The 21,975-nt window shown below is 38.4% G+C and carries 23 protein-coding genes and 1 other RNA gene; 19 read left to right on the top strand and 5 right to left on the bottom strand.

Annotated elements, in window-relative coordinates; translation table 11 throughout:
* Nucleotides 1-9 precede the first annotated feature (9 nt).
* The 7 genes from LMOATCC19117_RS12505 to LMOATCC19117_RS12480 all read left to right on the top strand — a co-directional run bounded on the left by LMOATCC19117_RS12505 (nucleotide 10) and on the right by LMOATCC19117_RS12480 (nucleotide 8,521).
* Nucleotides 10-3,942 carry a TIM-barrel domain-containing protein gene (locus tag LMOATCC19117_RS12505; protein WP_003734732.1) on the top strand — a complete coding sequence of 1,311 codons (3,933 nt, stop codon included), beginning with the start codon at nucleotides 10-12 and terminating at the stop codon, nucleotides 3,940-3,942.
* Between the two features lie 50 nt (nucleotides 3,943-3,992).
* A complete protein-coding gene (locus tag LMOATCC19117_RS12500) occupies nucleotides 3,993-5,054 on the top strand; it encodes an internalin N-terminal domain-containing protein (RefSeq protein ID WP_003734733.1) in 1,062 nt (353 codons plus the stop codon).
* Nucleotides 5,055-5,169: 115 nt separating this feature from the next.
* Nucleotides 5,170-5,539: a transfer-messenger RNA gene (ssrA, locus tag LMOATCC19117_RS14875) on the top strand.
* Nucleotides 5,540-5,976: 437 nt separating this feature from the next.
* Nucleotides 5,977-6,396, top strand: coding sequence for a hypothetical protein (locus LMOATCC19117_RS12495; protein WP_003726170.1), 420 nt, complete (start codon nucleotides 5,977-5,979; stop codon nucleotides 6,394-6,396).
* Between the two features lie 175 nt (nucleotides 6,397-6,571).
* Nucleotides 6,572-7,141: a YdcF family protein gene (locus LMOATCC19117_RS12490; protein WP_003727932.1), complete on the top strand. Its 570-nt coding sequence runs from the start codon at nucleotides 6,572-6,574 to the stop codon at nucleotides 7,139-7,141.
* A 44-nt stretch (nucleotides 7,142-7,185) separates the two neighbouring features.
* Complete coding sequence (locus LMOATCC19117_RS12485) at nucleotides 7,186-8,082, top strand: helix-turn-helix transcriptional regulator (RefSeq protein WP_003734734.1); 897 nt, start codon at nucleotides 7,186-7,188, stop codon at nucleotides 8,080-8,082.
* Between the two features lie 55 nt (nucleotides 8,083-8,137).
* A complete protein-coding gene (locus LMOATCC19117_RS12480; RefSeq protein WP_003726167.1) occupies nucleotides 8,138-8,521 on the top strand; it encodes a GyrI-like domain-containing protein in 384 nt (127 codons plus the stop codon).
* Nucleotides 8,522-8,553: 32 nt separating this feature from the next.
* Here LMOATCC19117_RS12480 and LMOATCC19117_RS12475 read toward each other — a convergent pair whose 3' ends face one another.
* Nucleotides 8,554-8,895 carry a YxeA family protein gene (locus tag LMOATCC19117_RS12475; RefSeq protein WP_003726166.1) on the bottom strand — a complete coding sequence of 114 codons (342 nt, stop codon included), beginning with the start codon at nucleotides 8,893-8,895 and terminating at the stop codon, nucleotides 8,554-8,556.
* A gap of 123 nt (nucleotides 8,896-9,018) precedes the next feature.
* Here LMOATCC19117_RS12475 and LMOATCC19117_RS12470 point away from each other — a divergent pair, with 123 nt between their 5' ends.
* The gene (locus LMOATCC19117_RS12470; protein ID WP_003727935.1) at nucleotides 9,019-9,531 is read left to right on the top strand and encodes a ClbS/DfsB family four-helix bundle protein; all 513 of its coding nucleotides are present in this window, start codon (nucleotides 9,019-9,021) and stop codon (nucleotides 9,529-9,531) included.
* A 22-nt stretch (nucleotides 9,532-9,553) separates the two neighbouring features.
* On the opposite strand, the gene LMOATCC19117_RS12465 is transcribed toward LMOATCC19117_RS12470, so the two are convergent.
* A complete protein-coding gene (locus LMOATCC19117_RS12465; protein ID WP_003726493.1) occupies nucleotides 9,554-9,964 on the bottom strand; it encodes a VOC family protein in 411 nt (136 codons plus the stop codon).
* 267 nt (nucleotides 9,965-10,231) lie between these two features.
* On the opposite strand from LMOATCC19117_RS12465, the gene licT reads away from it, so the two are divergent.
* Nucleotides 10,232-11,086 carry a BglG family transcription antiterminator LicT gene (gene licT / locus LMOATCC19117_RS12460; RefSeq protein ID WP_003727937.1) on the top strand — a complete coding sequence of 285 codons (855 nt, stop codon included), beginning with the start codon at nucleotides 10,232-10,234 and terminating at the stop codon, nucleotides 11,084-11,086.
* 62 nt (nucleotides 11,087-11,148) lie between these two features.
* Here the strand turns inward: licT and LMOATCC19117_RS12455 are convergent, their stop codons facing one another.
* On the bottom strand, nucleotides 11,149-11,457 hold the full coding sequence (locus tag LMOATCC19117_RS12455; RefSeq protein WP_003726491.1) for an SdpI family protein: 309 nt from the start codon (nucleotides 11,455-11,457) through the stop codon (nucleotides 11,149-11,151).
* Nucleotides 11,458-11,583: 126 nt separating this feature from the next.
* Here LMOATCC19117_RS12455 and LMOATCC19117_RS12450 point away from each other — a divergent pair, with 126 nt between their 5' ends.
* Complete coding sequence (locus LMOATCC19117_RS12450; protein WP_003726490.1) at nucleotides 11,584-12,987, top strand: glutamate decarboxylase; 1,404 nt, start codon at nucleotides 11,584-11,586, stop codon at nucleotides 12,985-12,987.
* Nucleotides 12,988-13,026: 39 nt separating this feature from the next.
* On the opposite strand, the gene LMOATCC19117_RS12445 is transcribed toward LMOATCC19117_RS12450, so the two are convergent.
* Nucleotides 13,027-13,785: an alpha/beta hydrolase gene (locus tag LMOATCC19117_RS12445; protein ID WP_003726489.1), complete on the bottom strand. Its 759-nt coding sequence runs from the start codon at nucleotides 13,783-13,785 to the stop codon at nucleotides 13,027-13,029.
* 132 nt (nucleotides 13,786-13,917) lie between these two features.
* Nucleotides 13,918-14,082 carry a hypothetical protein gene (locus LMOATCC19117_RS12440; protein WP_003734735.1) on the bottom strand — a complete coding sequence of 55 codons (165 nt, stop codon included), beginning with the start codon at nucleotides 14,080-14,082 and terminating at the stop codon, nucleotides 13,918-13,920.
* A 155-nt stretch (nucleotides 14,083-14,237) separates the two neighbouring features.
* Here LMOATCC19117_RS12440 and LMOATCC19117_RS12435 point away from each other — a divergent pair, with 155 nt between their 5' ends.
* From LMOATCC19117_RS12435 to LMOATCC19117_RS12395, 9 genes are all read left to right on the top strand, one after another.
* Nucleotides 14,238-15,209: an ABC transporter substrate-binding protein gene (locus LMOATCC19117_RS12435; protein WP_003726487.1), complete on the top strand. Its 972-nt coding sequence runs from the start codon at nucleotides 14,238-14,240 to the stop codon at nucleotides 15,207-15,209.
* Nucleotides 15,209-16,219 (top strand): FecCD family ABC transporter permease, encoded by a 1,011-nt coding sequence (locus LMOATCC19117_RS12430; RefSeq protein WP_003726486.1) that lies wholly within the window; start codon nucleotides 15,209-15,211, stop codon nucleotides 16,217-16,219. The genes LMOATCC19117_RS12435 and LMOATCC19117_RS12430 overlap by 1 nt, the downstream gene beginning before the upstream one ends.
* Complete coding sequence (locus LMOATCC19117_RS12425; protein ID WP_003726495.1) at nucleotides 16,216-17,007, top strand: ABC transporter ATP-binding protein; 792 nt, start codon at nucleotides 16,216-16,218, stop codon at nucleotides 17,005-17,007. Before LMOATCC19117_RS12430 ends, LMOATCC19117_RS12425 begins: the two co-directional genes overlap by 4 nt.
* Nucleotides 17,008-17,148: 141 nt before the next feature.
* Nucleotides 17,149-18,318 (top strand): rod shape-determining protein RodA, encoded by a 1,170-nt coding sequence (gene rodA, locus LMOATCC19117_RS12420; RefSeq protein ID WP_003723330.1) that lies wholly within the window; start codon nucleotides 17,149-17,151, stop codon nucleotides 18,316-18,318.
* 75 nt (nucleotides 18,319-18,393) lie between these two features.
* Nucleotides 18,394-19,569: a rod shape-determining protein RodA gene (gene rodA, locus LMOATCC19117_RS12415; RefSeq protein ID WP_003727940.1), complete on the top strand. Its 1,176-nt coding sequence runs from the start codon at nucleotides 18,394-18,396 to the stop codon at nucleotides 19,567-19,569.
* 156 nt (nucleotides 19,570-19,725) lie between these two features.
* Nucleotides 19,726-20,079: an arsenate reductase family protein gene (locus LMOATCC19117_RS12410; RefSeq protein WP_003725611.1), complete on the top strand. Its 354-nt coding sequence runs from the start codon at nucleotides 19,726-19,728 to the stop codon at nucleotides 20,077-20,079.
* A gap of 40 nt (nucleotides 20,080-20,119) precedes the next feature.
* Complete coding sequence (gcvH, locus tag LMOATCC19117_RS12405; protein WP_003725610.1) at nucleotides 20,120-20,497, top strand: glycine cleavage system protein GcvH; 378 nt, start codon at nucleotides 20,120-20,122, stop codon at nucleotides 20,495-20,497.
* A gap of 84 nt (nucleotides 20,498-20,581) precedes the next feature.
* Nucleotides 20,582-20,866 (top strand): thioredoxin family protein, encoded by a 285-nt coding sequence (locus LMOATCC19117_RS12400; protein ID WP_003734736.1) that lies wholly within the window; start codon nucleotides 20,582-20,584, stop codon nucleotides 20,864-20,866.
* A gap of 191 nt (nucleotides 20,867-21,057) precedes the next feature.
* On the top strand, nucleotides 21,058-21,933 hold the full coding sequence (locus LMOATCC19117_RS12395; protein WP_003725608.1) for a cation diffusion facilitator family transporter: 876 nt from the start codon (nucleotides 21,058-21,060) through the stop codon (nucleotides 21,931-21,933).
* The last annotated feature ends 42 nt before the right edge of the window (nucleotides 21,934-21,975 follow it).

Below are 21,975 nucleotides of genomic sequence, written 5' to 3'. Positions count from 1 at the left end.
GGCGAGATGATGAAAAAAGGTATGAAACAAGTTTGTGTCAGTATGGCTGTTGTACCACTAGTTTGGCTGAATTTAGGGATAACTCAGCCGTTACAAGTGGAAGTGAAGGCGGAAGAAACGAAAGAAAAAGAAGTGAAACAAGAAGCGAATACAGGAGCCGCGAAGCAACTTAGCAAAGAAGAATATGCGAAATTAAGTGCGGAGGAAGGGCTTGGAAATGTCCTTGAAGCAACGGTGACTGATAATGTCATCACGCTTAAAATTGATAACGGGGATGAAGCAGAAGATGATTACTTGGAAATTTCCCCGCTAGCGAATAATTTGCTTAAGGTGAATTTGCGACCACGCAATATCGAAAACAGTCCATCTACACCTATGATTGATCCGAATGCAACTTTCACAGCGATTGGTGCGACCATTGACTTGGAATCAGATCCGATGATAATTTCAACAGATGAATGTACGCTAGAAATTGCTAAAGAGCCAGCACGAATGACTTTTAAAGATAAAAATGGGAAAACGTTATTGTCTGAATCAGCGGACGGCGGGATTTTTGATGGCGGTGTTAGATTTAAGCGCGGCGCTTCTGACCATGTTTATGGTGCCTATGGAATTAGTTTTAGTGACGGAGACCTGGGCATGGAACGAGATAATACTGCTGCCGATAGTAATAAGACTGCACAAGCGGGTCAGCAAGGTAATGCAGGAGGTCCGTTCATGTGGTCTACAGCAGGATATGGCTTACTTGTAGATAGTGATGGCGGGTACCCGTATTCCGTTTCAGATGAAGAAAAATTAGAGTTTTATTACGGCGATACAGTGGTTGAAGGCCGTCGCTACGTGAAAGAAAATGTAGAGATGTATTTAATGTCTGGTGAGCCCGAAGAAATTATGTCTTCTTATGCTGATGTAACAGGGCATACTCCAATGATGCCAAAATGGTCGCTTGGATTCTCTAACTTTGAGTGGGGAACAAATGAAACAGAATTTAGAGAAAACATTAATACGTATCGTGCGAAAGGGATTCCGATTGATTCCTTCGCGTTTGATTATGATTGGAAATTCTACGGAGATCCTACGTATGGTGGCGATTATGGCGAGTTTGCTTGGAATACAGAAAACTTCCCATCAGCAAAAGACACAACGTTAAAATCCGATATGGATGCACTTGGTGTAAAAATGATTGGGATTACAAAACCGCGTGTCGTAACTAATTTAGAAGATGGAACAGCCACGCAACAAGGGAAAGATGCAGAAGCAAATGGTTACTGGTATCCAGGGCAATCTGCGTATGAAGACTATGCATTCCCTGTAACGGTAAGAAGTATTGACCCATACAACGAAGATGAACGTAATTGGTGGTGGTCACATTCTGAGGATGCCCTAGATAAAGGAATTGTCGGTTGGTGGAATGATGAAACAGACAAAGTATCTTCTAATGGAGCCGATTATTGGTTTGGTAATTTCACAACTGGATTTACATCAGAAGCTATGTATGAAGGCCAACGCGACTATACAAATGAACGTGTTTGGCAAACAGGAAGAACCTTCTACCCAGGCGCACAGCGTTATTCTACTTCTACTTGGTCCGGCGATATCGGCGTTCAGTGGAAAAAAGGCGAAGTTATTGACTGGGCAAATGGGATGCAAGAACAACCCAGTACAATGCTTTCGACAATTAATTTAGGACAGACAAAATGGGGCATGGATACAGGTGGTTTCAATGCCAATTCGGGCCAAGTGTTAAACCCGGACCCAGAACTTTATAGTCGTTGGATGGAATTTAGTTCTCTAGTTCCAGTTTTCCGTACGCATGGGAATCAAAATCAACAACGTCAACCTTGGTTCTATGGTGGCACGGCGGAAGAAGTTGCTAAAAGTAGCATGACTTGGCGCTACTCAATGATTCCTTATATGTATGCTTATGAACGTCAAGCATATGACTCTGGTGTTGGTCTAGTTCAACCACTTACGTTTGATAATCCTACTGATGAAAATGTGGTTAATTTAACAGATGAGTGGATGTTTGGTGATGGATTACTTGTGGCACCTGTTTTAGAAGAAGGAGCGGGTTCTCGTGATATTTATTTACCAGCAGGAACATGGATTGACTACAACCGTGGCGACGTATACGAAGGAAATCAAACAATCAGTTATGAAGTGAATGATGACGACTGGACAGATGTGCCGATGTTTGTTAAACAAGGTGCCATTATGCCAATGCAACAACCACAAAACTATGTTGGCGAATCCGCAGTCAAAACAATTTATTTAGACACTTTTGCATCAGATAAAGAGACATCCTTTACACATTACGATGACGACGGAAAATCTTTTGATTATGAAAAAGATACCTATTTAAAACAAAAAATGACTACTTCAAAAACTGCTGATACTAGTACTTTCACGATTGGTGCGAAAGAAGGAAGTTATAAAGCAGACACAGAGAATTACATTGTAAAACTACACGGAAATGCGGCTGAAAGCGTCCAAGTAAATGGCGCAGATAGCAAAGTTTATGACGATTTATCCGCTTTAGAAAATGCTGATGGTAGCGGATATGCTGTAGGTAGCGATGTATACGGAGCAGTAACATACGTAAAAGTACCAGCTCAAGCTGATGCAGATACTGTCATTACAACTTCAGGTTCTGCAAGTGTCGTACAAACAGGAACATACGAAATGGAAACAGGATCCAATTTTGCTGATACAGTTGCTGATAAACCGGTTGCTGAAAAAACGTATGTGGATGGCTACGATAAAGACGGCGCCGGAACTACTATCTATGCAAATGTAAAAGACTCTGGTGATTATAATGTGGACCTAACTTACAAAAATGCTTCCGCAGATAACCAATCATTAAGTATTTTTGTCAATGGTGATTATGTAAAACAAACCACGCTAAAACCAAACACCGATTGGTCAGTTCAGTCCGAAGCATTACCACTTTCAGCAGGGAAAAATAGTATTTCTTATAAAGTGGTAACGGACACAGGCGATAAAGCTGATCAAGTATCACTAGACAAAGTAAATATTGGTTTCACACCAACTGTAGCAAAAGTCGAAGCAGAAGAAGCGGACCTTGCCGGCACTTTAAAAGTGGCGAACGATCACTGGTTCTATAGTGGAGAAGGTTTTGTTGGTGGATTTGGAGCAGCAGGAGATGAAATCAAGTTTGAAGTGGATGTACCAGCTGACGGCGAGTACGTACTAAACACACGAACAGCAAATGGAACTGGCATGCCACAAACACTCGATTTATATACGAATGGTGACTACAACTCTCGCGTAACTTTCCCTTCCGAAGGTGAAAACTGGAATATTTGGTCAGATACAGAAAAAGCTGTGAACTTAAAAGCAGGAACCAATAAAATTACCTTCCTAAGAGACGGCGAAACTACTGGTAATGTAAATATCGATAGAATTCTTGTTTCGGCTGAGCCAATCAATTCACCAGTACAGTCGGAAGTAAATCTACTCGATAACGGCGGATTTGAGCGGGATGCAGCGGCAACGACCAATTGGGTAGAGTCTCATCCTGATGGGCAAGACAAAGCATACGGCGTTGATAGTGGCTCAGGTGTCAATCCTCCAGAATCACCAGCATTTGGTAAACAGAGCGCTTATTTCTATTTACCTGGCGCTTACAAACAAACACTCGCTCAACAAATCGCAGTTCCAGTTAATAATGCGAATTACGACGTTGAAGCATGGGTGAAAGTAAGCAACGATGATGCAGCAAAAGCACAAATGACGGTTAATAATTATGATAGCAGCGATGGTAAAACAATTGACTTAGTTGCAGATGACGTTTGGCATTATGTAACAATGAAGGATGTCAAAGTAACAACAGGCAATATCAATACTAGTTTCCAAATGGATTCCCCAGGAGGAACGAGCATTCACATTGATAATGTAAGAGTTATGCCATCCGCAGAATAATATAGAAGGGCGGGGAATTTCCCCGTCCTTTATAAATTGGAGGAGATAGGATGAAAAATCTATTTAGACTATTCTTGGTATTTAGCATAGTTATTATCGGGGTTGTTTCATTTAAAGCGATAGATGCAAGTGCAAATGAGACAGATGTATATCCTCTACCAGCTAGAATAATTGATGTTTTCCCAGATGAAAATTTAGCAGAAGATATGGTGGAGAACTTTGGTAAAAAAGATGTGACAGATGTAATTACCCAAGATGATGTGGATGCGGTGACATCTCTAGGGTTGGGTTATTTTACCAATTACCTCACAGATGAAGATTTACAAATGCTAGGAAATGCTTATTTTACCAATGTAAATAATATTATGATTTATCCTACACAAACCATGTTTACTGGCTTTCCTGATTTACCAACCTTGCCCAAATTAGATACTTTGAGAGCAGAAGGAAATCTATCAAGCGAGGTACTACCTGAAAACATTACAGTTCCCGATTATCAAAACTACCCAGAATTAAAGTATCTTGATCTTAGTAATCGAACTATTGTTGGGGGCTTACCTAACTTTTCTAATATTCCTAAATTAGAAACCTTGTTGATGAGCAGTTGTGGACTAGCTTCGGAAGACGTTCCAGATTTTACAAACTTGAAAAATTTGCAGAAAGTAAATTTTCAAACGAACCAATATAGAACAGAAATGACGGATTTCACTTATTTGGACAGTTTGGTAAGTATGGATTTAAGTTATAATTATTTAAATGTGTTGCCGCCTACTATTGTGGATAAAGTAATCGTACTAGGTCAAATCGGAACTTTGCCAGATCAAAATGTTGTTTTTGGTGAGGATACAAATATCACGCTACCAGTTTATACGCAACTAGATGATTTAGGTAGAATTAGTGGTTTTCAAGAAGTTTGGATTCGTGATTCAAATGAGAAGGAAATTTACAACGTGGCAAAAGTGGATTACGACGAAGTGACGAAGCAGATTATTGTGCCAACAAATAACCTTGATAAAGGTGAATACACTATTGGAATTGATTTTAATGGAATAGAGCCTTATATAGAAGAAGGCGAAGTTATGAATTACTCAGTAAAAATAACCATTAATTAATGGAAAACTTGTGACATGCTAAATAATAGTTGCGCATTTGGCTATGTCACAAGTTTTTTCTGTTTGTAAAGCCTCGTTTTTTCCTGTATAATAACTACTGTTAGACTTTAACTCTGGGGATGTTACGGATTCGACAGGGATAGTTCGAGCTTGAGTTGCGAGTCGGGGGGATCGTCCTCGTTATCAACGTCAAAGCCAATAATAACTGGCAAAGAAAAACAAAACCTAGCTTTCGCTGCCTAATAAGCAGTAGCATAGCTGATCCTCCGTGCATCGCCCATGTGCTACGGTAAGGGTCTCACTCTAAGTGGGCTACACTAGTTAATCTCCGTCTGGGGTTAAATAGAAGAGCTTAATCAGACTAGCTGAATGGAAGCCTGTTACCGGGCCGATGTTTATGCGAAATGCTAATACGGTGACTACGCTCGTAGATATTTAAGTGCCGATATTTCTGGACGTGGGTTCGACTCCCACCATCTCCATATTTTATGGAAACTGAGAAGTGATACAAACTGCTTTTTTAAGCTGTTTGTATCACTTTTTTATTTGGATGCTAAACGATGGAGTCAAGAAAATAATTACGATTTTAGAATAATCATGTGGATTGAATAAATATACATATCCATTCAAATGTAATTTTTTCTTTACTACTAAAATTAATAAAAAATGACAAATGAATAGTATTAAATGAATGTTTTATGGCGCTTTTTGCTGTTTGATTTACAAACTGAATAATTTTTGAATAACGACCACATATAGGTGTGGAATTTATCTAAAAAGAGCAAATTCAACACATAAAGTGTAATAATTACTATAAAAAAACATTTTTTTGCTTATTTAAAACGAAGAAAAGCCATTCTTGAGCAGTTTTTTTATACATTAACTTTTTATGCTAATATGTACCAAGGGAGGAGGTTTGCTTATGTATAGATTATTAAGCATTGCATTTTTTTTAATAGCAGTAATTTGTTTGTTGTTCCCGTGGATGGCTAGCGGGATAGATGCAGCAACATTTGAATTAGTATATGAGCCTGCTTATAAATTAATTTGGATGCAACCAATCATCATTGTGGGATATTTGGGATTTTTGTGTACTATATTTATTCCAAAATTTCAGCGAGGTAAAAATAGAATTGTACCATCTATAGGAATTTTAATATTGGTTATAGGTTTACTTAATTTGGCAGTTCGGCCATTATTTGGATTTGATTCATTCACCTTTAGTATTATAGCTACTTATGTCTCTGAATTAGTAGAACCAGCATTTCTCATCGCGGTGTCAGCAAGTATTTTATCTTTAATTATGTATGCGATATATTTAAAAAAGCCGGAGAATTTATGATAATACTGAATAGAATCAATCACATGTGAGTATTTTTAGTAGAACTAATAATGCAAAAACACCTCAAAACTGTTTCGGGGTGTTTTTTTAATTTCCCTTAACTTGATTATTTCTTTCTCTTTTATTTAAAATCTTCTGCTAAGCTATTAATTAAGAAGTAGGGAGGACGAACTAGATGAGAAGTCTGAGGAAAATTGTCATTATTTTAATCATAATTGGTTTTATGTATTTATTAATCGTCGCGGCCTTTATGTTTAGTGGTTCTAGGACGAAACCAAGTGAAAATGCTGATACAGTGTTGATTTTAGGTGCAAAAGTGAATGGGACCCCAGCAGTTCCTTCATTAGTTTTGCAAGAAAGATTGGATGCGGCAGTCGCTTATTTAAACGAATATCCAAAGGCGAAAGTGATTGTTAGTGGTGGCCAAGGGGCTGATGAAAGTGCGACTGAAGCTTCCGTTATGGAAGAATATTTGGTTAATGAAGGAATTGCAAGAAAGCGGATTGAAACGGAAACGAAATCTAAGAGAACAGAAGAGAATATTAAATATAGTAATGCGAAATTTAATTTAGGAAAAACAGTGATTGTGACAAGTGATTATCATATGTATAGAGCGCTAATGTTAGCAAAGCGTCAAGGGATTGATGCATCAGGCCTTCCTGCAACATCAAAGACGTTTGCAAAGTATAAAGGAATGATGCGAGAAGTTTTATCCATCACATATGCATGGGTTTTTGATCACTAATAGTGCATGGTATAATAAAGCTAAAAGGTGTTGGAGGTTTTGGGGTGAAACTAGAACGGATTTTAGCAATACTAGTCATGATCTTGGAGCGAAAAGTGCTGGCAAGTGAGCTGGCTGAAAAATTTGAAGTAAGCACAAGGACGATTTATCGCGATATGGATACGCTACTTTATGCGGGATTTCCAGTTGTTGCTTTGCCGGGAAAAAACGGCGGGTTCACAATGCTCGATACATATAAGCTGGCGACATTTACTTTTTCGGAGGCGGAAAAACAGATTTTGCTTGAGGCATTAGAGGCGCGTTCGGAGTTTATGCTGAATGATAGCCACGAGATTTTGCGAGAAAAAATCACGCTATTACAGACTGAAAAACCAACTAGCAAGCATATTTTCTTTGATTCAGCGACACAACATCGCCAGCAAATTGAAGCGGAAGTGAAACGGAAAATCGCTTATATCCAGAAAGCTTTTACGACAAATAAACAACTTAAAATTACGTATATCGCTATGAGTGGCGCGGAAACAACGCGGGAGATTTCGCCGCAAAAATTAAACTTGATGGATGGAAGTTGGTATTTAGAAGCCTATTGCCACAAAAGAGCAGCGATTCGTCATTTTAAATTAACGCGAATAACTTCTTTGAAAGAAATAGGTAAATCGATTATGTACGTTGAAGAAACGGAGCACCAGCCTGCAGAAATGAAGAAAATTGTGTTGGAATTTCCGAAAAATCAGCTCGGGAAATTGTTGGATTATTTTTTGCAAGAAGAAATGGAGACTGGAGACGATTATGTCCGTGTAAGCTTTTTCTATGATTTGGAGCGCAATATAATACCGTTTTTATTGATGTTTGGAAGTGCCGTGAAAATTTTAGAACCTGCATCGCTTCAAAAAGACTACAAATCCGAAGTGGAAAAACTTTATTTTAATTTGAATTGTTGACAGATAGTTGTCAGGTTTTGTTCGCTATAATGGTTTTAAAAGGAGGCGGCAAATAATGATTTTACAAGAAAATATAGAGATTTTTGGGAAAAAGATACGTGTAAACAATGATAATTTTAGTCCGATTGCAGAGCTTTGGGGTGATGTAATGGTAGATAAGCCTGCAGGAGATATTTTTGCGGTATATAGTAATTATGCAAGTGATTACAAAGGTGACTATGATTTGTTGGTAGGAACAAAAGACTGGGATGAAGAGAAGAGTGTCTTAATTAAAGCTGGAGATTATTTAGTTTTTTCTGTAGATAATGCGAGTCATAAAGGCGTGGAAGAAACTTGGCAGAAGATTTGGGCGCGAGATAGTGAATTAAAACGAGCGTACAAAACAGATTTTGAATGGTATCATACGAGTGGCGAGATAGATATATATATTTCAATATGAAAAAATCCCCTCGCAAGGAGGAGATTGGGTGATTATTTAAGTTTTTCTGCTGCTTTAGAGGGAACTTCTTTTTCTGGGACTTCTTCATAGGAAGTTACGCCTTTGTCTTCTTTAATATACAATTTTAAATAAGCACCTTTGCGTAAATTTTTGTCTGCAGAAAAAGTAACTTCTGTTTCTTTCCCGGCTTCATCATATGCTGGCATTGTATAGGAATAGTTGAAGCTTACGTTTTTGCCTTTTTCGCCGTCCGTTGTGATTTTAACATATGATACGTCTGCACCTATATGATTGGCATTTTTAAAGTAATATACACCGAATCCAATCCCAACGAGTAATAGTAAGCTTATAATAAGTATAACGATTTTTTTCATATCCATCATCCTTTGCAAAAGTGTTACCTTTATTGTATAGGGAAATGACATGTAAATCCCTCGCGTAAAGCGACAAAATGATAATTTAAACTTACATAATTGTTAGAAAGGGGTAATGTTTCTATGGTAAGACCAAAGAACAAAGTAGAATTACTTCAACAAAGCACGGAAAAGTACCAACAATTGAACGATTTAATCAACTCTATTCCAAAAGAAAAGCAACAGCTCACGTTTCCATTTGAAGACCGGGATAAAAATATTCGGGATGTCGTAATACATTTGCACGAATGGCATAAGATGGCGCTGGATTGGTATGAAGTTGGAATGGGTGGAAAGAAACCATTGATGCCAGCAGAAGGTTATACGTGGAAAACGACACCAGAGCTAAATTTGGTCATTTGGCAGAAATACCAAGAGACTGATTTAGCGCAAGCAAGGGAATTACTGGATGAAACCCATAACAAAGAAATGGTTTTAATTGCAGGGCATTCGGAGGAAGAACTATTTACAAAAAAATATTATAAATGGACCAATACAACTTCACTAGGCGCCATATTTATTTCAAGCACATCAAGTCATTACGACTGGGCGATTAAAAAAATACGGAAATTCAAGAAAGCCGCTGGAATCAAATGAATTCCAACGGCTTTTTTTGTAATTATTGTAAAGCGGATTCGTCTAAATAAGCGATTTCCCATAGATGGTTGTCTAAGTCAAGAAAACTTCTGCTATACATAAAGTCGTAGTCTTGTGTTTCGCCTGCTGGTTTTGCGCCGATTTTTAGTGCATGATCGACCAGCGTATCGACTGCTTGGCGGCTATCTTGGGTGATGGTGATGAGGACTTCGCGTGCTTTTGTTGTGTCAGCGATGCCTTCTTTATGGAAAGTCTGGAAGAAATCTTCTTTCAAGAGCATGGCGAAAATATTGTCTCCGATGAGCATTTGGGTAGCATTTTCGTCTGTGAATTGCGGATTGAATTCGTAGCCAAGTTCTGTGAAAAAAGCGACGGTTGCTTGTAAATCTTTTACAGGCAAATTAATAAAAATTTGTTCCGAGCGTGTTGCCATAATTTATCACCTCCAGCCAAAAATAGCATGCAGAAAACTACATGTCAATGAATAAGTTGTGGTAAAGTAGGGAAGATATAAAGTAAACCAAAATTGAATATCAAAAAACCACTTGTAATCGGTTTCTTTTTGTACTATAATGTTAGAGAAAAGCATAGGATTGTTACTGCTAAGGCGGGCAAAACCTGAATTAATTCAAGTGCTATTTTGATATTAATAGCATTGGAATTAGTTTGGGTTTTTTTCTTTTGAAAGAGGTGAAAATGCATGATTATCAAAAAAATACTGAATAACAATGTTGTAATCGCCGAGGGTAAAAGTGGCAAGGAGTCTGTAGTGATGGGTCGTGGTCTTGCTTTTCAAAAGAAACTTGGAGATGAGGTGGAGGTATCCAAGATTGAAAAAACATTCGTAATGGAAACACATGAACTTTCAGAAAAGCTCTCTGAGTTACTTAGTGAGATTCCACTGAAACATTTACGTGTTGCGGATGACGTGGTTCAGTATGCGCAAGAAACTTTGGAAACAGATTTAAGTGACAATATTTATTTGACCCTAACTGATCATATTAACTTCGCTGTGTCACGGTATAATCAAGGTATTAATTTGAAAAACGCATTATTATGGGAAATAAAACGATTTTATCACGCAGAGTATTTGGTGGGAATGAAAGCACTAGATTTTATCGAGCAAGAAGTTGGAATTCGTTTAGATGAGGATGAAGCTGGTTTTATCGCGCTTCACATTGTAAATGCTAGACAAGATGGGCAACAGATGCACATGACTGTAGCGATGACTCAAATTGTTCAAGATATATTAAGTATTGTTACGTATCATTATGGTATGGTATTGGATGAAACTTCACTGAATTACACGCGTTTTATTACACATTTACAGTATTTCGCGCAACGTTTGCTTCGAAAAGAGATTGTCGATTCCGGCGATGACTTTTTATATGAACAAGTGCAAATTAAATATCCAGAAGCTTTTAAATGTACGAAAAAAATTGATGCCTATTTAATAAATACGCATCATACAGAACTAACGAGAGACGAGCGTGTCTACCTTACTATTCATATTTATCGTGTCACCGAACGAAATACAATTATAAAAGAAGAGTAAAATTTTTTTGGACTTATATGTAATGGATTACAGAAAAGTACTGCTTAGCGCGGTGCTTTTTTTTATTGTAGTTTTTTTTCTACTAAAATGACAGAAAGTAATACGGCAAAAATACTTGTTGTTAATAAAATCGAGCTACGAATAAAGGCATGCATCGGGATAAAAGCAAGTACAAGTGACAAAACTAGAAGAGAAACCCCGATAACTATCCAGTAGATTCCTAGAGATTGATGCGCTTTTTGCCAAGAGATTTCATTTTTTAAAGATGCTTTCGTTCGATAACTAAAGCGACTTTCTTTATTTTTAGGTGGATTCACCCGATAGATGACACCGAGAATAATAAGTAAAAGTGGAAAAATTAAATCAAACATAACGAACCTCCTTATAAGTACCATCGTAGTATAACAAATTATTGTGAAAAATTGAACGGTTTGTCTCTAAGGTTTAATGGGTATTGGTGAGAGAAGGTGATCAGTTATTTTAAAGGAGGAAAAAAGATGCTTTATAGTGAAGACGACAAGCGAAAACAGGAAAGTTATCGAATCCCACTCTTTGGATCTGAGGAAGAAAGCACGAGTATCCCGAAATATGTATTAAAAAAGGAACCGATGGAACCACGTATTGCGTACCAACTAGTGAAAGACCAGTTGATGGATGAGGGAAATGCGCGGCAAAACTTAGCAACTTTTTGTCAGACATACATGGAAAAAGAGGCAGAAATACTGATGGCAGAAACGCTCGAGAAAAATGCAATTGATAAATCCGAATATCCGCAAACAGCTGAACTGGAAAATCGCTGCGTCAATATTTTAGCCGATTTGTGGAATGCTCCAAAAGATATGTCTTACTTGGGGACTTCGACAGTAGGCTCTTCGGAAGCGTGTATGCTTGGCGGTTTGGCAATGAAATTTCGCTGGCGTAACCATGCGGAAAAACGAGGTCTAGATATTCAAGCGAAACGACCGAACTTAATTATTTCATCAGGCTACCAAGTATGTTGGGAAAAATTCTGTGTGTACTGGGATGTAGATATGCGTGTTGTGCCAATGGATAAAGAGCATCTCAGTATCGATGTAGATAAAGTGTTTGATTTGGTTGATGAATACACAATTGGGATTGTCGGGATTTTAGGCATTACTTATACTGGTAAATTTGATGATATTCAATTATTAGATGAAAAAGTAGAAGCATATAATGAAGCGAACGAGCATCAATTAGTCATTCATGTTGACGGAGCAAGTGGCGCGATGTTTACACCATTTGTAAATCCGGAATTACCTTGGGATTTCCGCCTTAAAAATGTTGTTTCTATAAATACTTCCGGTCATAAATACGGATTGGTTTATCCTGGCGTTGGTTGGATTTTATGGAAAGACAAAGAATATTTACCAAAAGAGCTTATATTTGAAGTCAGCTACTTAGGTGGTTCGATGCCGACGATGGCGATTAACTTCTCTCGTAGTGCCAGTCAAATTATTGGTCAATATTATAATTTTTTACGATATGGTTTTGAAGGTTACCGAGAAATTCATGAAAAAACAAAGAAAACAGCCCTTTACTTGGCAAAAAGTGTAGAAAAAAGTGGCTACTTTGAAATTATTAATGATGGCGCTAATTTACCGATTGTTTGTTACAAAATGAAAGAAGGACTGGATGTAGAGTGGACGCTATATGACTTGGCTGATCAGCTTTTAATGAAAGGATGGCAAGTTCCAGCCTATCCACTTCCGGCCGATTTAAGTGATACGATTATTCAACGGTTTGTTTGTCGGGCGGACTTAGGCTATAACGTGGCTGAAGAGTTTGCGGTTGATTTTGCAGACGCGCTTCATAATCTGGAACATGCTAGAGTGCTGTATCATGACAAAGAACGCAACGACTCATACGGATTTACGCACTAAAAAAGAAGACTTGGATGGTGAGTCCGAGTCTTCTTTTTATTAAAGTGGAAGCCAGTCGATAATTTCTTTGATACTCTTATCCCAAAAATCCCAATCATGGTCACCGGGGCCTTCGCGATACTCTAGCGGAGCATTTTTCTCAAGCGCAAAATCTCGGAAACGAAGATTATCTTCATATAGAAAATCTTCCGTGCCACAATTTTGGAAAAGGGCTGGTAATGGCACTTGGTTTTGGAGATTAGTTTCTAATAAATGAAATAAATCATTTTCCGTACCAGTTTGGCTAGCCATTTCACCCGTGATGGCACGCGTGCTGAAATTTTCGAAGCAGTCTTCTTTAATGATATAATTAATATCCATGACGCCGGACATACTGGCCGCGGCTTGGAATTTTTCTGGAAAAGTAAGTGCAACCTTGAACGCACCGTAACCTCCCATGGAATGACCAGCTATAAAAGTATCTTCTTTTTTATCTGAAAGTGGGAACCAGTTTTTCATAACGTGCGGCAGTTCCGTACTAACAAACTCAAAAAAGTCGCGACCATGAACCATGTTAGAATAAAAGCTATGATCTGCTGCGGGCATGACAACAGCGAGCCCTTTTTCAGTGGCATAGCGTTCGATATTTGTATTGCGTACATAAGTAGTGTGGTTATTCGACAAACCGTGAAGAATATATAATGTTTTATATTTCGGAATTGAGCCATGATAAAGTGCATCTGTTTCAGGCAAAATCACCGTTACACTTGTTTGCATAGCTAAACAAACTGATTTGAAATTAAGTTCTAAAATAGCCAATGTAGGGGCCTCCTGACGTGTCTTTTTTTCTAGTATACATGATTTTTGAGCGAAATAAAATAAATATAACTTATCTTATGAGTTAACTCGGAATTAAACGTAAAATAAAGAACCTGCGCGAACAGGTCCTCGTTATTTTTTAATACTTGGTTTCTTTTTATCAACGATGTTTAAGATTTCTTCGATTTTGCGATTCTTTTCGAGAATGGCTGCTTCTTTGAATTGTTCTGTTGTGACTGGGGGCATCGTTTCTTTGCAATTTTCATGCGCTAGATTAGGAAAAAGATTATCGGTCATTTTTCATCGCCTCCTTAAGTTAATTATAAAGTATCGGCTAGGAAATATCGATTATTTGAACATAGATGAAAATAATTCTCAATTAGGGGTTCGTCTTTTTGAATATCGTGTTATAATTTAGTAAAATGAAAAGGACAGTGTTGTGGAGGGGAATTATGAAGAAAATAACTATATTGACGTTAAGTATAACAGCCGCACTACTCCTTGCATCGTGTGGAAATGATACGGCAACTGATACGAATAATGAAACAACTAAAACGGAAAATAAATCGCAAGCGGCTCTAACGATAACAGATATGGCTGGGCGTGATGTTTCTTTTGATAAAAAACCAGAACGGATTATCGCACTGACGAATGCGGATATGAATATTATCTATGCACTTGGTGGAACGGTGGTAGGTCGCCAAACAACAGACGCGAGTGGTGTTCCAGATGGTGCGAAGAAAGCTACAGAAGTGGGCAATACCCATGATTTGAATTTAGAAAAAATTGCCTCTCTTGGTGCTGATGCTATTGTCGCAAGTTCAGAACAAAACTTAAAAGATGTTCCTGCGATGGAAGGCGTCGGACCGAAAGTCGTGTTGACCGGAGCCAACTCAATTGACGAAATTAAAAAACAAACAGCCGTGCTTGGCGAGCTTTTAGGCAAAGAGACAAAAGCCAAAGAGTTAGAAGCGAATATTGACCAAAAAGTGGCGGAAGTGAAGAAGAAGCAACAAGGTAAAAAAGTGCGCTCATTACTTGTTCTAGGGGCTCCTGGCAGTAATTACGCGGCGCTACCATCCTCATTAAGTGGAAATGTTTTAGAAATTGCTGGTGGAGAAAATGTAGCGAAAGATTTTAAAGGCGTTGAAAACTTCCCACAATACGCTTCGATGAACGTAGAAAAGATTGTTGCTGCTGACCCGGAAGTGATTTTCTTAATGATTCACGGTGGGGACGAAAAAGAAACAGAAGCAGCATTCAAGAAAGAAATGAAACAAAATGAAGCTTGGAATTCAACAAGCGCCGTTAAAAATGATCATATTGTCGTACTTCCTGCAGAGCTATTCGGAACAAATCCTGGAATTAAGATTGATCAAGCATTGGATTATATGACAGATGAGATAAATAAGGTGGATAACTAATGACAACTGTGAAGGCGCATGATCCGCGGCGAAAACGTAGACGGATAACTTTTATTGTAGTAATCATTTTACTTATTTTAGCTTTTTTCTACGGACTGACAACGGGGTCCGTGAAAATTACATATAGTGATGCTTGGCAGACGCTAACTGGCGGGGGAAGTGACCTAGCGAACCAATTGATTTGGAACTTGCGCTTGCCGCGGTTATTAATTGCTTTCTTAGTAGGAGCAGCGCTGGCGATTGCTGGATGCTTGCTGCAAGGCGTGATGCGGAATCCATTAGCTGACCCAGGCGTAATTGGGGTTTCAGCCGGTGGTGGCTTCGTGGCCATTTTAATGACATTAGCATTTCCTGCGTTAGCTTCCTTTGTGCCGATTGGTGCGTTTTTAGGGGCGTTTGGAACAGCTATTTTGATTTATTTGCTTGCATGGGATCGCGGTGTTTCTCCTTTACGTGTAATTTTGTCTGGGGTGGCGATTAATGCGTTTATTGGTGCGATGACGTCTGGCGTAATGGTGCTTTATAGCAACCGGGTTCAAAGTGTTATTTCTTGGATGACAGGGACACTTTCCGGAAAAAGTTGGTATCATTTGGATATGATTTGGCCGTATATGCTGGTCGGGTTTGTTTTAAGTGGTTTTGCGATTCGTTCTTCTAATGTATTGCTACTTGGGGATGATGCGGCGAAATTACTTGGCTTTTCTGTGGAACGGCATCGCTTTTTTATTATAATGTTGGCGGCCTTTCTCAGTGGGGTTGCGGTTAGTGTAGCTGGACTTATTGGCTTTGTTGGACTTGTTGTGCCACATATTTTCCGTTTGATCATTGGAAATGACTATAAATACTTACTGCCACTATCCGCACTCGGCGGGGCTTTATTAGTTGGCTTTGCTGATACAGCAGCTAGAAGTTGGTTCGGATCCATCGAGCTTCCTGTTGGAATCCTGCTTGCAATGATAGGCGCACCATTCTTCTTATTCTTACTTCAAAGAGGGAGGGTTGCTTCATGAAATCAGCATTAGAACTAAAAAATGTTTCTTTCTCACGTAAAAGAGATTTCGAAATGAAAAACGTGAGCGCGAGTATTCCAGAAGGGAAAATCACTACGCTTATCGGTCCAAACGGCTCGGGAAAATCGACTATGCTGCGTTTGATGATGCGCCTTTTGACACCGGATAGCGGGGAGATTTTCTTAAATGATAAAAACATTACTGAAATCCCATCTAAAGATTTAGCGAAAAAAATGACGATGTTATCACAAGCTCCAGAAGGTTTGGTAGATGTGATGGTGCATGATTTAGTGGCGTATGGCCGTTTGCCGCACCGAAGCTGGCTCTCCACTTTGCAAGAGGAGGACGAGGCGGTCATTCACTGGGCTATTAAAGTGTGCAACTTAGAAGAATTGGCTTATCGCCCGCTACATTCGTTATCAGGCGGAGAAAGACAACGCGCTTGGCTCGCCATGGCTCTTGCACAAAAAACACCGATTTTATTACTAGATGAGCCCACGACTTATTTAGATATTGCGCATCAACTGGAGCTTTTAGATTTACTCGTGCATTTAAATAAAGAATATAATTTAACTATCGTGCTCGTTTTACATGATTTAAATCAGGCAGCAATTTACAGTGACCATGTTTTTGTATGCGAAAATGGACAATTAGTCAAAGATGGCTCGCCTACAGAAGTTTTCACGACAGAGCTTCTTCGCGAGGTTTTTCATATTACGGCGGATATTACCGAAAAAGACGGAAAGCAGCATATTCATCCACTTGCTTCGACTCGTTTTGAATATTAAAGAAAACAGAAAGAAGATTAGAATTTGGTGAAAAAGCTTCCTATCCAAGGTAAACTTTATTATAATAGATGAAGGCTGTTGCTCTTTTTAAGAATAGCAGCTTTTTTACATTTAAATTCAAACACAAAAGGACGGAAAATAATGGCCAGAAATAGAAAAAAGGCAGTTCGAATAGATTATTCGATTATATTTTTAATGATGTTGCTGTGTATTATTGGTCTAGTAGCGATTTATGTCGCGGGGCTTGTTAACGACCAATATACAAATAATTTCTTATTGCAACAGTCTATTTGGATTGTTATTTCTACTGGGGTCGTTGTTGTTATTGTACTTTTTTTCGACTATGATAAGTTGCAATGGGCGGCGTATTATCTTTATGGGATAGGAAACTTATTGCTTGTACTCGTACTTATCGTTGGTGACGAGCGAAAAGGATCCAAGAGCTGGATTAGTATCGGATCGCTTGGGAGCTTGCAACCATCGGAATTAATGAAAAGTTTTTTGATTTTAGCACTTGCAAAAGTCATTTGGGACCATAATAAAAAATATAAATTACATACCGTGAGCTTAGATATGCAGTTACTGTTAAAAATAGGTATTGTTTCTATTCTTCCGCTTGGTCTTGTAGCACTTCAACCAGACCTTGGGACGATTCTAGTATTTATTGCTATTATTATCGGTATGGTATTTATTAGTGGTGTTACTTGGAAAATTTTATTACCAGTTTTTAGTTCGATTGCGCTCATTGGTGGGACATTAATCTACTTAGTTATGTATAATCAAGAGTTCTTACAAAAACTAGGATTTAAACCTTACCAATTTAAACGGATTACTTCTTGGTTAAGGCCGGAAGAGGATCCACTTGGTGACGGAATGCAGCTACTTCGGTCGATGCAAGCGATTGGTTCTGGGCAGTTACAAGGGAATGGAATCGGTAATCAAGCCATTGCGATCCCGGAAAACCATAATGATTTTATTTTCTCCATTATTGGTGGGAATTTTGGTTTCATTGGTGGCTGTGTACTTATTATGTTATACTTTTTACTGATTTACCAAATAATTCGAGTGGCATTAGATATTAATATTCCTTTTTATTCGTATATTTGTACGGGTGTTTGCTCGATGATTTTGTTCCATGTTTTAGAAAATATCGGGATGACAATTGGTCTTCTTCCAATTACCGGTATTCCGCTACTTTTTGTCAGTTATGGGGGAAGCTCACTTCTTGGTGCATTTATGGCACTTGGGCTCGTGTTATCGGCGAGATACAATGCTCCAGAAGTTAACTTAGGGAAAGAAAATCGTTTCTGATTTTCTTTTTTAAACTGTTTGGGAGAAAGCGTTCGTTTTGTTTATACAAACCAACCAGTAAGGAGTAATTAAATAATGAATCAACAAAATAAACTAGCTGGACGCATTGATTACGGGATTGTCCTATCTATGATGTTACTCATGATAATCAGTTTGGTGTCCATTTATAGTGCGCAATTAACAAATAATCAATATGATGCAAACTTTGTGGTCAAACAAGCCATGTGGTTTGTAGTGTCGACATTTGCAATTATTGTCGTGATGCAACTAGATTATGATCGTCTGACGAAATGGGCTTACTACTTTTACGGACTAGGTCTATTTTTACTCGTATTTGTATTGCTTTTTGGGAAAGAAGTAAAAGGAGCAAAGAGCTGGATTGTTATCCCGTTCTTAGGGAACATTCAGCCATCTGAGGTTGTTAAGGTTATCTTAATTGTCGTTTTAGCAAAAGTGATTTGGGATCATAACCGAACTTATAAGGTCCACCGCTTTAGTTATGATGCTTGGTTACTTTTAAAGATTGGCTTATTTACATTAATGCCGCTTATTCTTATCATGCTGCAACCCGATTTAGGGACCGCGCTTGTATTTATCGCTATTATGTCGGGAATGATTCTTATTTCCGGAATTACATGGAAAATTATCGTGCCACTTTTTGGTTCGATTGCGGCAATTGGGACGGCGCTTATTTGGATGGTTATTTATCACCAAAATTGGCTGACGAGTCTAGGCTTCAAACCCTATCAATTTGAGCGGATTACGACGTGGATTAATCCGGAGAATGATCCTCAAGGCGGGGGTTATCAAGTGCTGCGAGCGATGACAGCAATTGGTTCTGGTCAGATTTCTGGGAACGGTGCGGGATATGATGCCATTGCAATTCCAGAAAATCACAATGACTTTATTTTTACGATTGTAGCCGGAGATTATGGCTTTATTGGAGCTAGTATTTTATTAGCAATTTATTTCTTATTAATTTATCAAATTATTCGTGTGGCGCTGGATGTTGGCGTACCGTTTTACTCTTACATTTGTACGGGGGTTGTAATGATGTTAATGTTCCACGTACTAGAAAATGTGGGGATGAATATCGGCTTACTACCAATTACAGGTATCCCGCTTCCGTTTATTAGTTACGGTGGTAGCGCCTTGCTCGGGAACATGATGGCTGTTGGCCTGGTGCTCGGGATAAGGTTTAACTTTAAAAAATCGATGTTTGAAGTGAAAGAAGAAAATCACGCGTCTTAAAAAAGAAAATACAGAAGTCGAAAATGGCTTTTGTATTTTTAAAACCACGAATGAATACGCTTTCAAATGCTCTGTTTTTTTCTAAGTGTTGCCATTTGTACTTTCGGAAAAAATGCACTATGATAGTAGTAGAATGCAATCGGAGGGAGAGGCAAAATGATTAATTTTTATTGGTATCCAAAATGTAGCACCTGTAAGAAAGCAAAAGCATGGCTTGAAAATGAGCATGTTGATTTTAATGAAGTAGATATTAAGACAGAAACGCCAACTGCGGAAGAAATACAAAAATGGCATGAAGTAAGCGGGCTTCCAATCCGCCGTTTCTTTAACACAAGTGGTATTAAATACCGCGAACTTGGACTGAAAGATAAATTAGATACACTTTCGCCGGAAGAAGCTTATAAGTTACTTGCATCAGACGGTATGTTAATCAAACGCCCACTAACTACGAACGGCAAAGAAGTGACGCTTGGTTTCAAAGAAGAAGAATTTGAAGCAACTTGGAAATAGTCAATATAGATAATTGCACGAAAAAGGAGGAGTTTTGAAAATGAGTTTACCAAAAGACTTATTGTACACAGAAGAACATGAATGGGTGAAAGCAGACGAGGGTAGTTATGTTATTGGGATTACGGACTTTGCTCAAGATCAATTAGGGGATATCGTATTTGTTGAATTGCCAGAGGTTGGCGACACTGTAGCTAAAGGCGACTCTATTGGTAGCATTGAGTCTGTAAAAACAGTATCTGATTTTTATGCACCAGTAACTGGTAAAGTAGTTGCTGTTAACGAAACATTAGAAGATGAACCAGAATTAATTAATAGCAATCCATACGATACAGGCTGGATTTTAAAACTTGAAGAAGTAGAAGAAGCGGATGTAAAGGCTCTTTTATCAAGTGACGATTACGAAAAAGTATTAGATTAATTTTTAGGAGGCCGGCTTGGGATAACCGAAGCTGGTCTTTTTTGATAGGAGGCGTTTTTCCTGGAAATTTGGGAAAAAGAACGTTTGCGGACGGCGCAAAAAAACGGTGAGGACTTCGTTGTTTTCTTTTTTACTCCAATGTGTGGTAGCTGTCAAATAGCAAGCCGCCTTGTGGATGTGGTTTTAGAATCGGACGAGGTTCATACAGAAGTTGTGAAAGTAGATTTAAATTATGTGCCTGATATTGCGCAAAATCTTGAAATTACATCAGTCCCGGCGCTAGTTAAATTTAGGAACGGTCAACCGGCCGATTTAAGCTACCAATTACATGATGCAACGGCCATTTTTGAATTCCTGTATAGTGAGTAATACAGGGATTTTTTCTGTGTTAAATTTTGCCCTGGAGCAAAAAAGTTTCGCTCCCGATATAGAACTGTATTTAGCTAAAAACGTTGCTATAGACACAATTTGGCTGCTTGTGGTAAGATAATTCGAGTTGTTAAATTAGTGTTTTATAAAGAGAAATTTTTAGTGAAACATAAAATATCGGAGGCTTTTTTATGAACCATTCTAATCTTACTATTTTATCTGTGTGTAGTAATTTTGTTATTGTTGTACTTAAATTGATTGTCGGCTTTTTTACAGGTTCTGTGGCAGTGATATCGGAAGGGATTCACTCGTCCATGGACTTATTTGCGTCAATCATCACTTTCTTCTCGATTCGGATTTCTAATCAACCGGCCGATGAAGACCATCCATATGGACATGGAAAAGCAGAGAATATTGCGGGAACCATTGAAACTTTACTTATTTTTGTAGCGGGGATTTGGATCATTGTGGAATCAGTTAATAAACTTGTAAATCCTCACGAAATTCGTTTTCCAGCGCTTGGTATTATGGTAATGCTTTTTGGCGCTATCGTGAATATTATCGTGTCTCGTATCATCAAAAAAGCGGCTGATGAAGCTAATTCAGTAGCGATGAAATCCAATGCATTACATTTATATACAGACGTGTTCACATCGCTTGGGATTGCGCTTAGTTTGTTCCTTGTATACATAACCGGCTGGCTTTGGTTAGATCCTGTCATCGCGATTTTAACGGCGTTTTATATCATGTATGAGGCTTATAAATTGTTAAAAGAGTCTTTCCCTCCATTAATGGACAAACGCTTGTCTGCGGATGAAGAAGAGGCTATCAAGCAAATTATTTTGGCTCATAAAGCAAGATTTATTGAATTTCATGATTTTCGCTCGAGACGGGCAGGAGCAGAAGAGTATATTGATTTTCATTTAGTTGTATCTTCATCGATGACGATTGAAAGTGCTCATTCGCTATGTGACGAAATTGAGGCAGAGATTATGAATTTTTATGCTAAAGCGGAAGTCCTTATCCACTTAGAGCCGGAAGAAGAACGGGTTCTTACCAGAATTTAATCCGAGCTCTTTCTATTCGATTTGTTGCTAAAGTGTTACAAT

The sequence above is a fragment of the Listeria monocytogenes ATCC 19117 genome (genome assembly GCF_000307025.1).
Lineage (GTDB): Bacteria > Bacillota > Bacilli > Lactobacillales > Listeriaceae > Listeria > Listeria monocytogenes_B.
The sequence above is the reverse complement of the archived record's forward strand: the minus strand, read 5'-3'. Positions and strand labels throughout refer to the sequence as shown.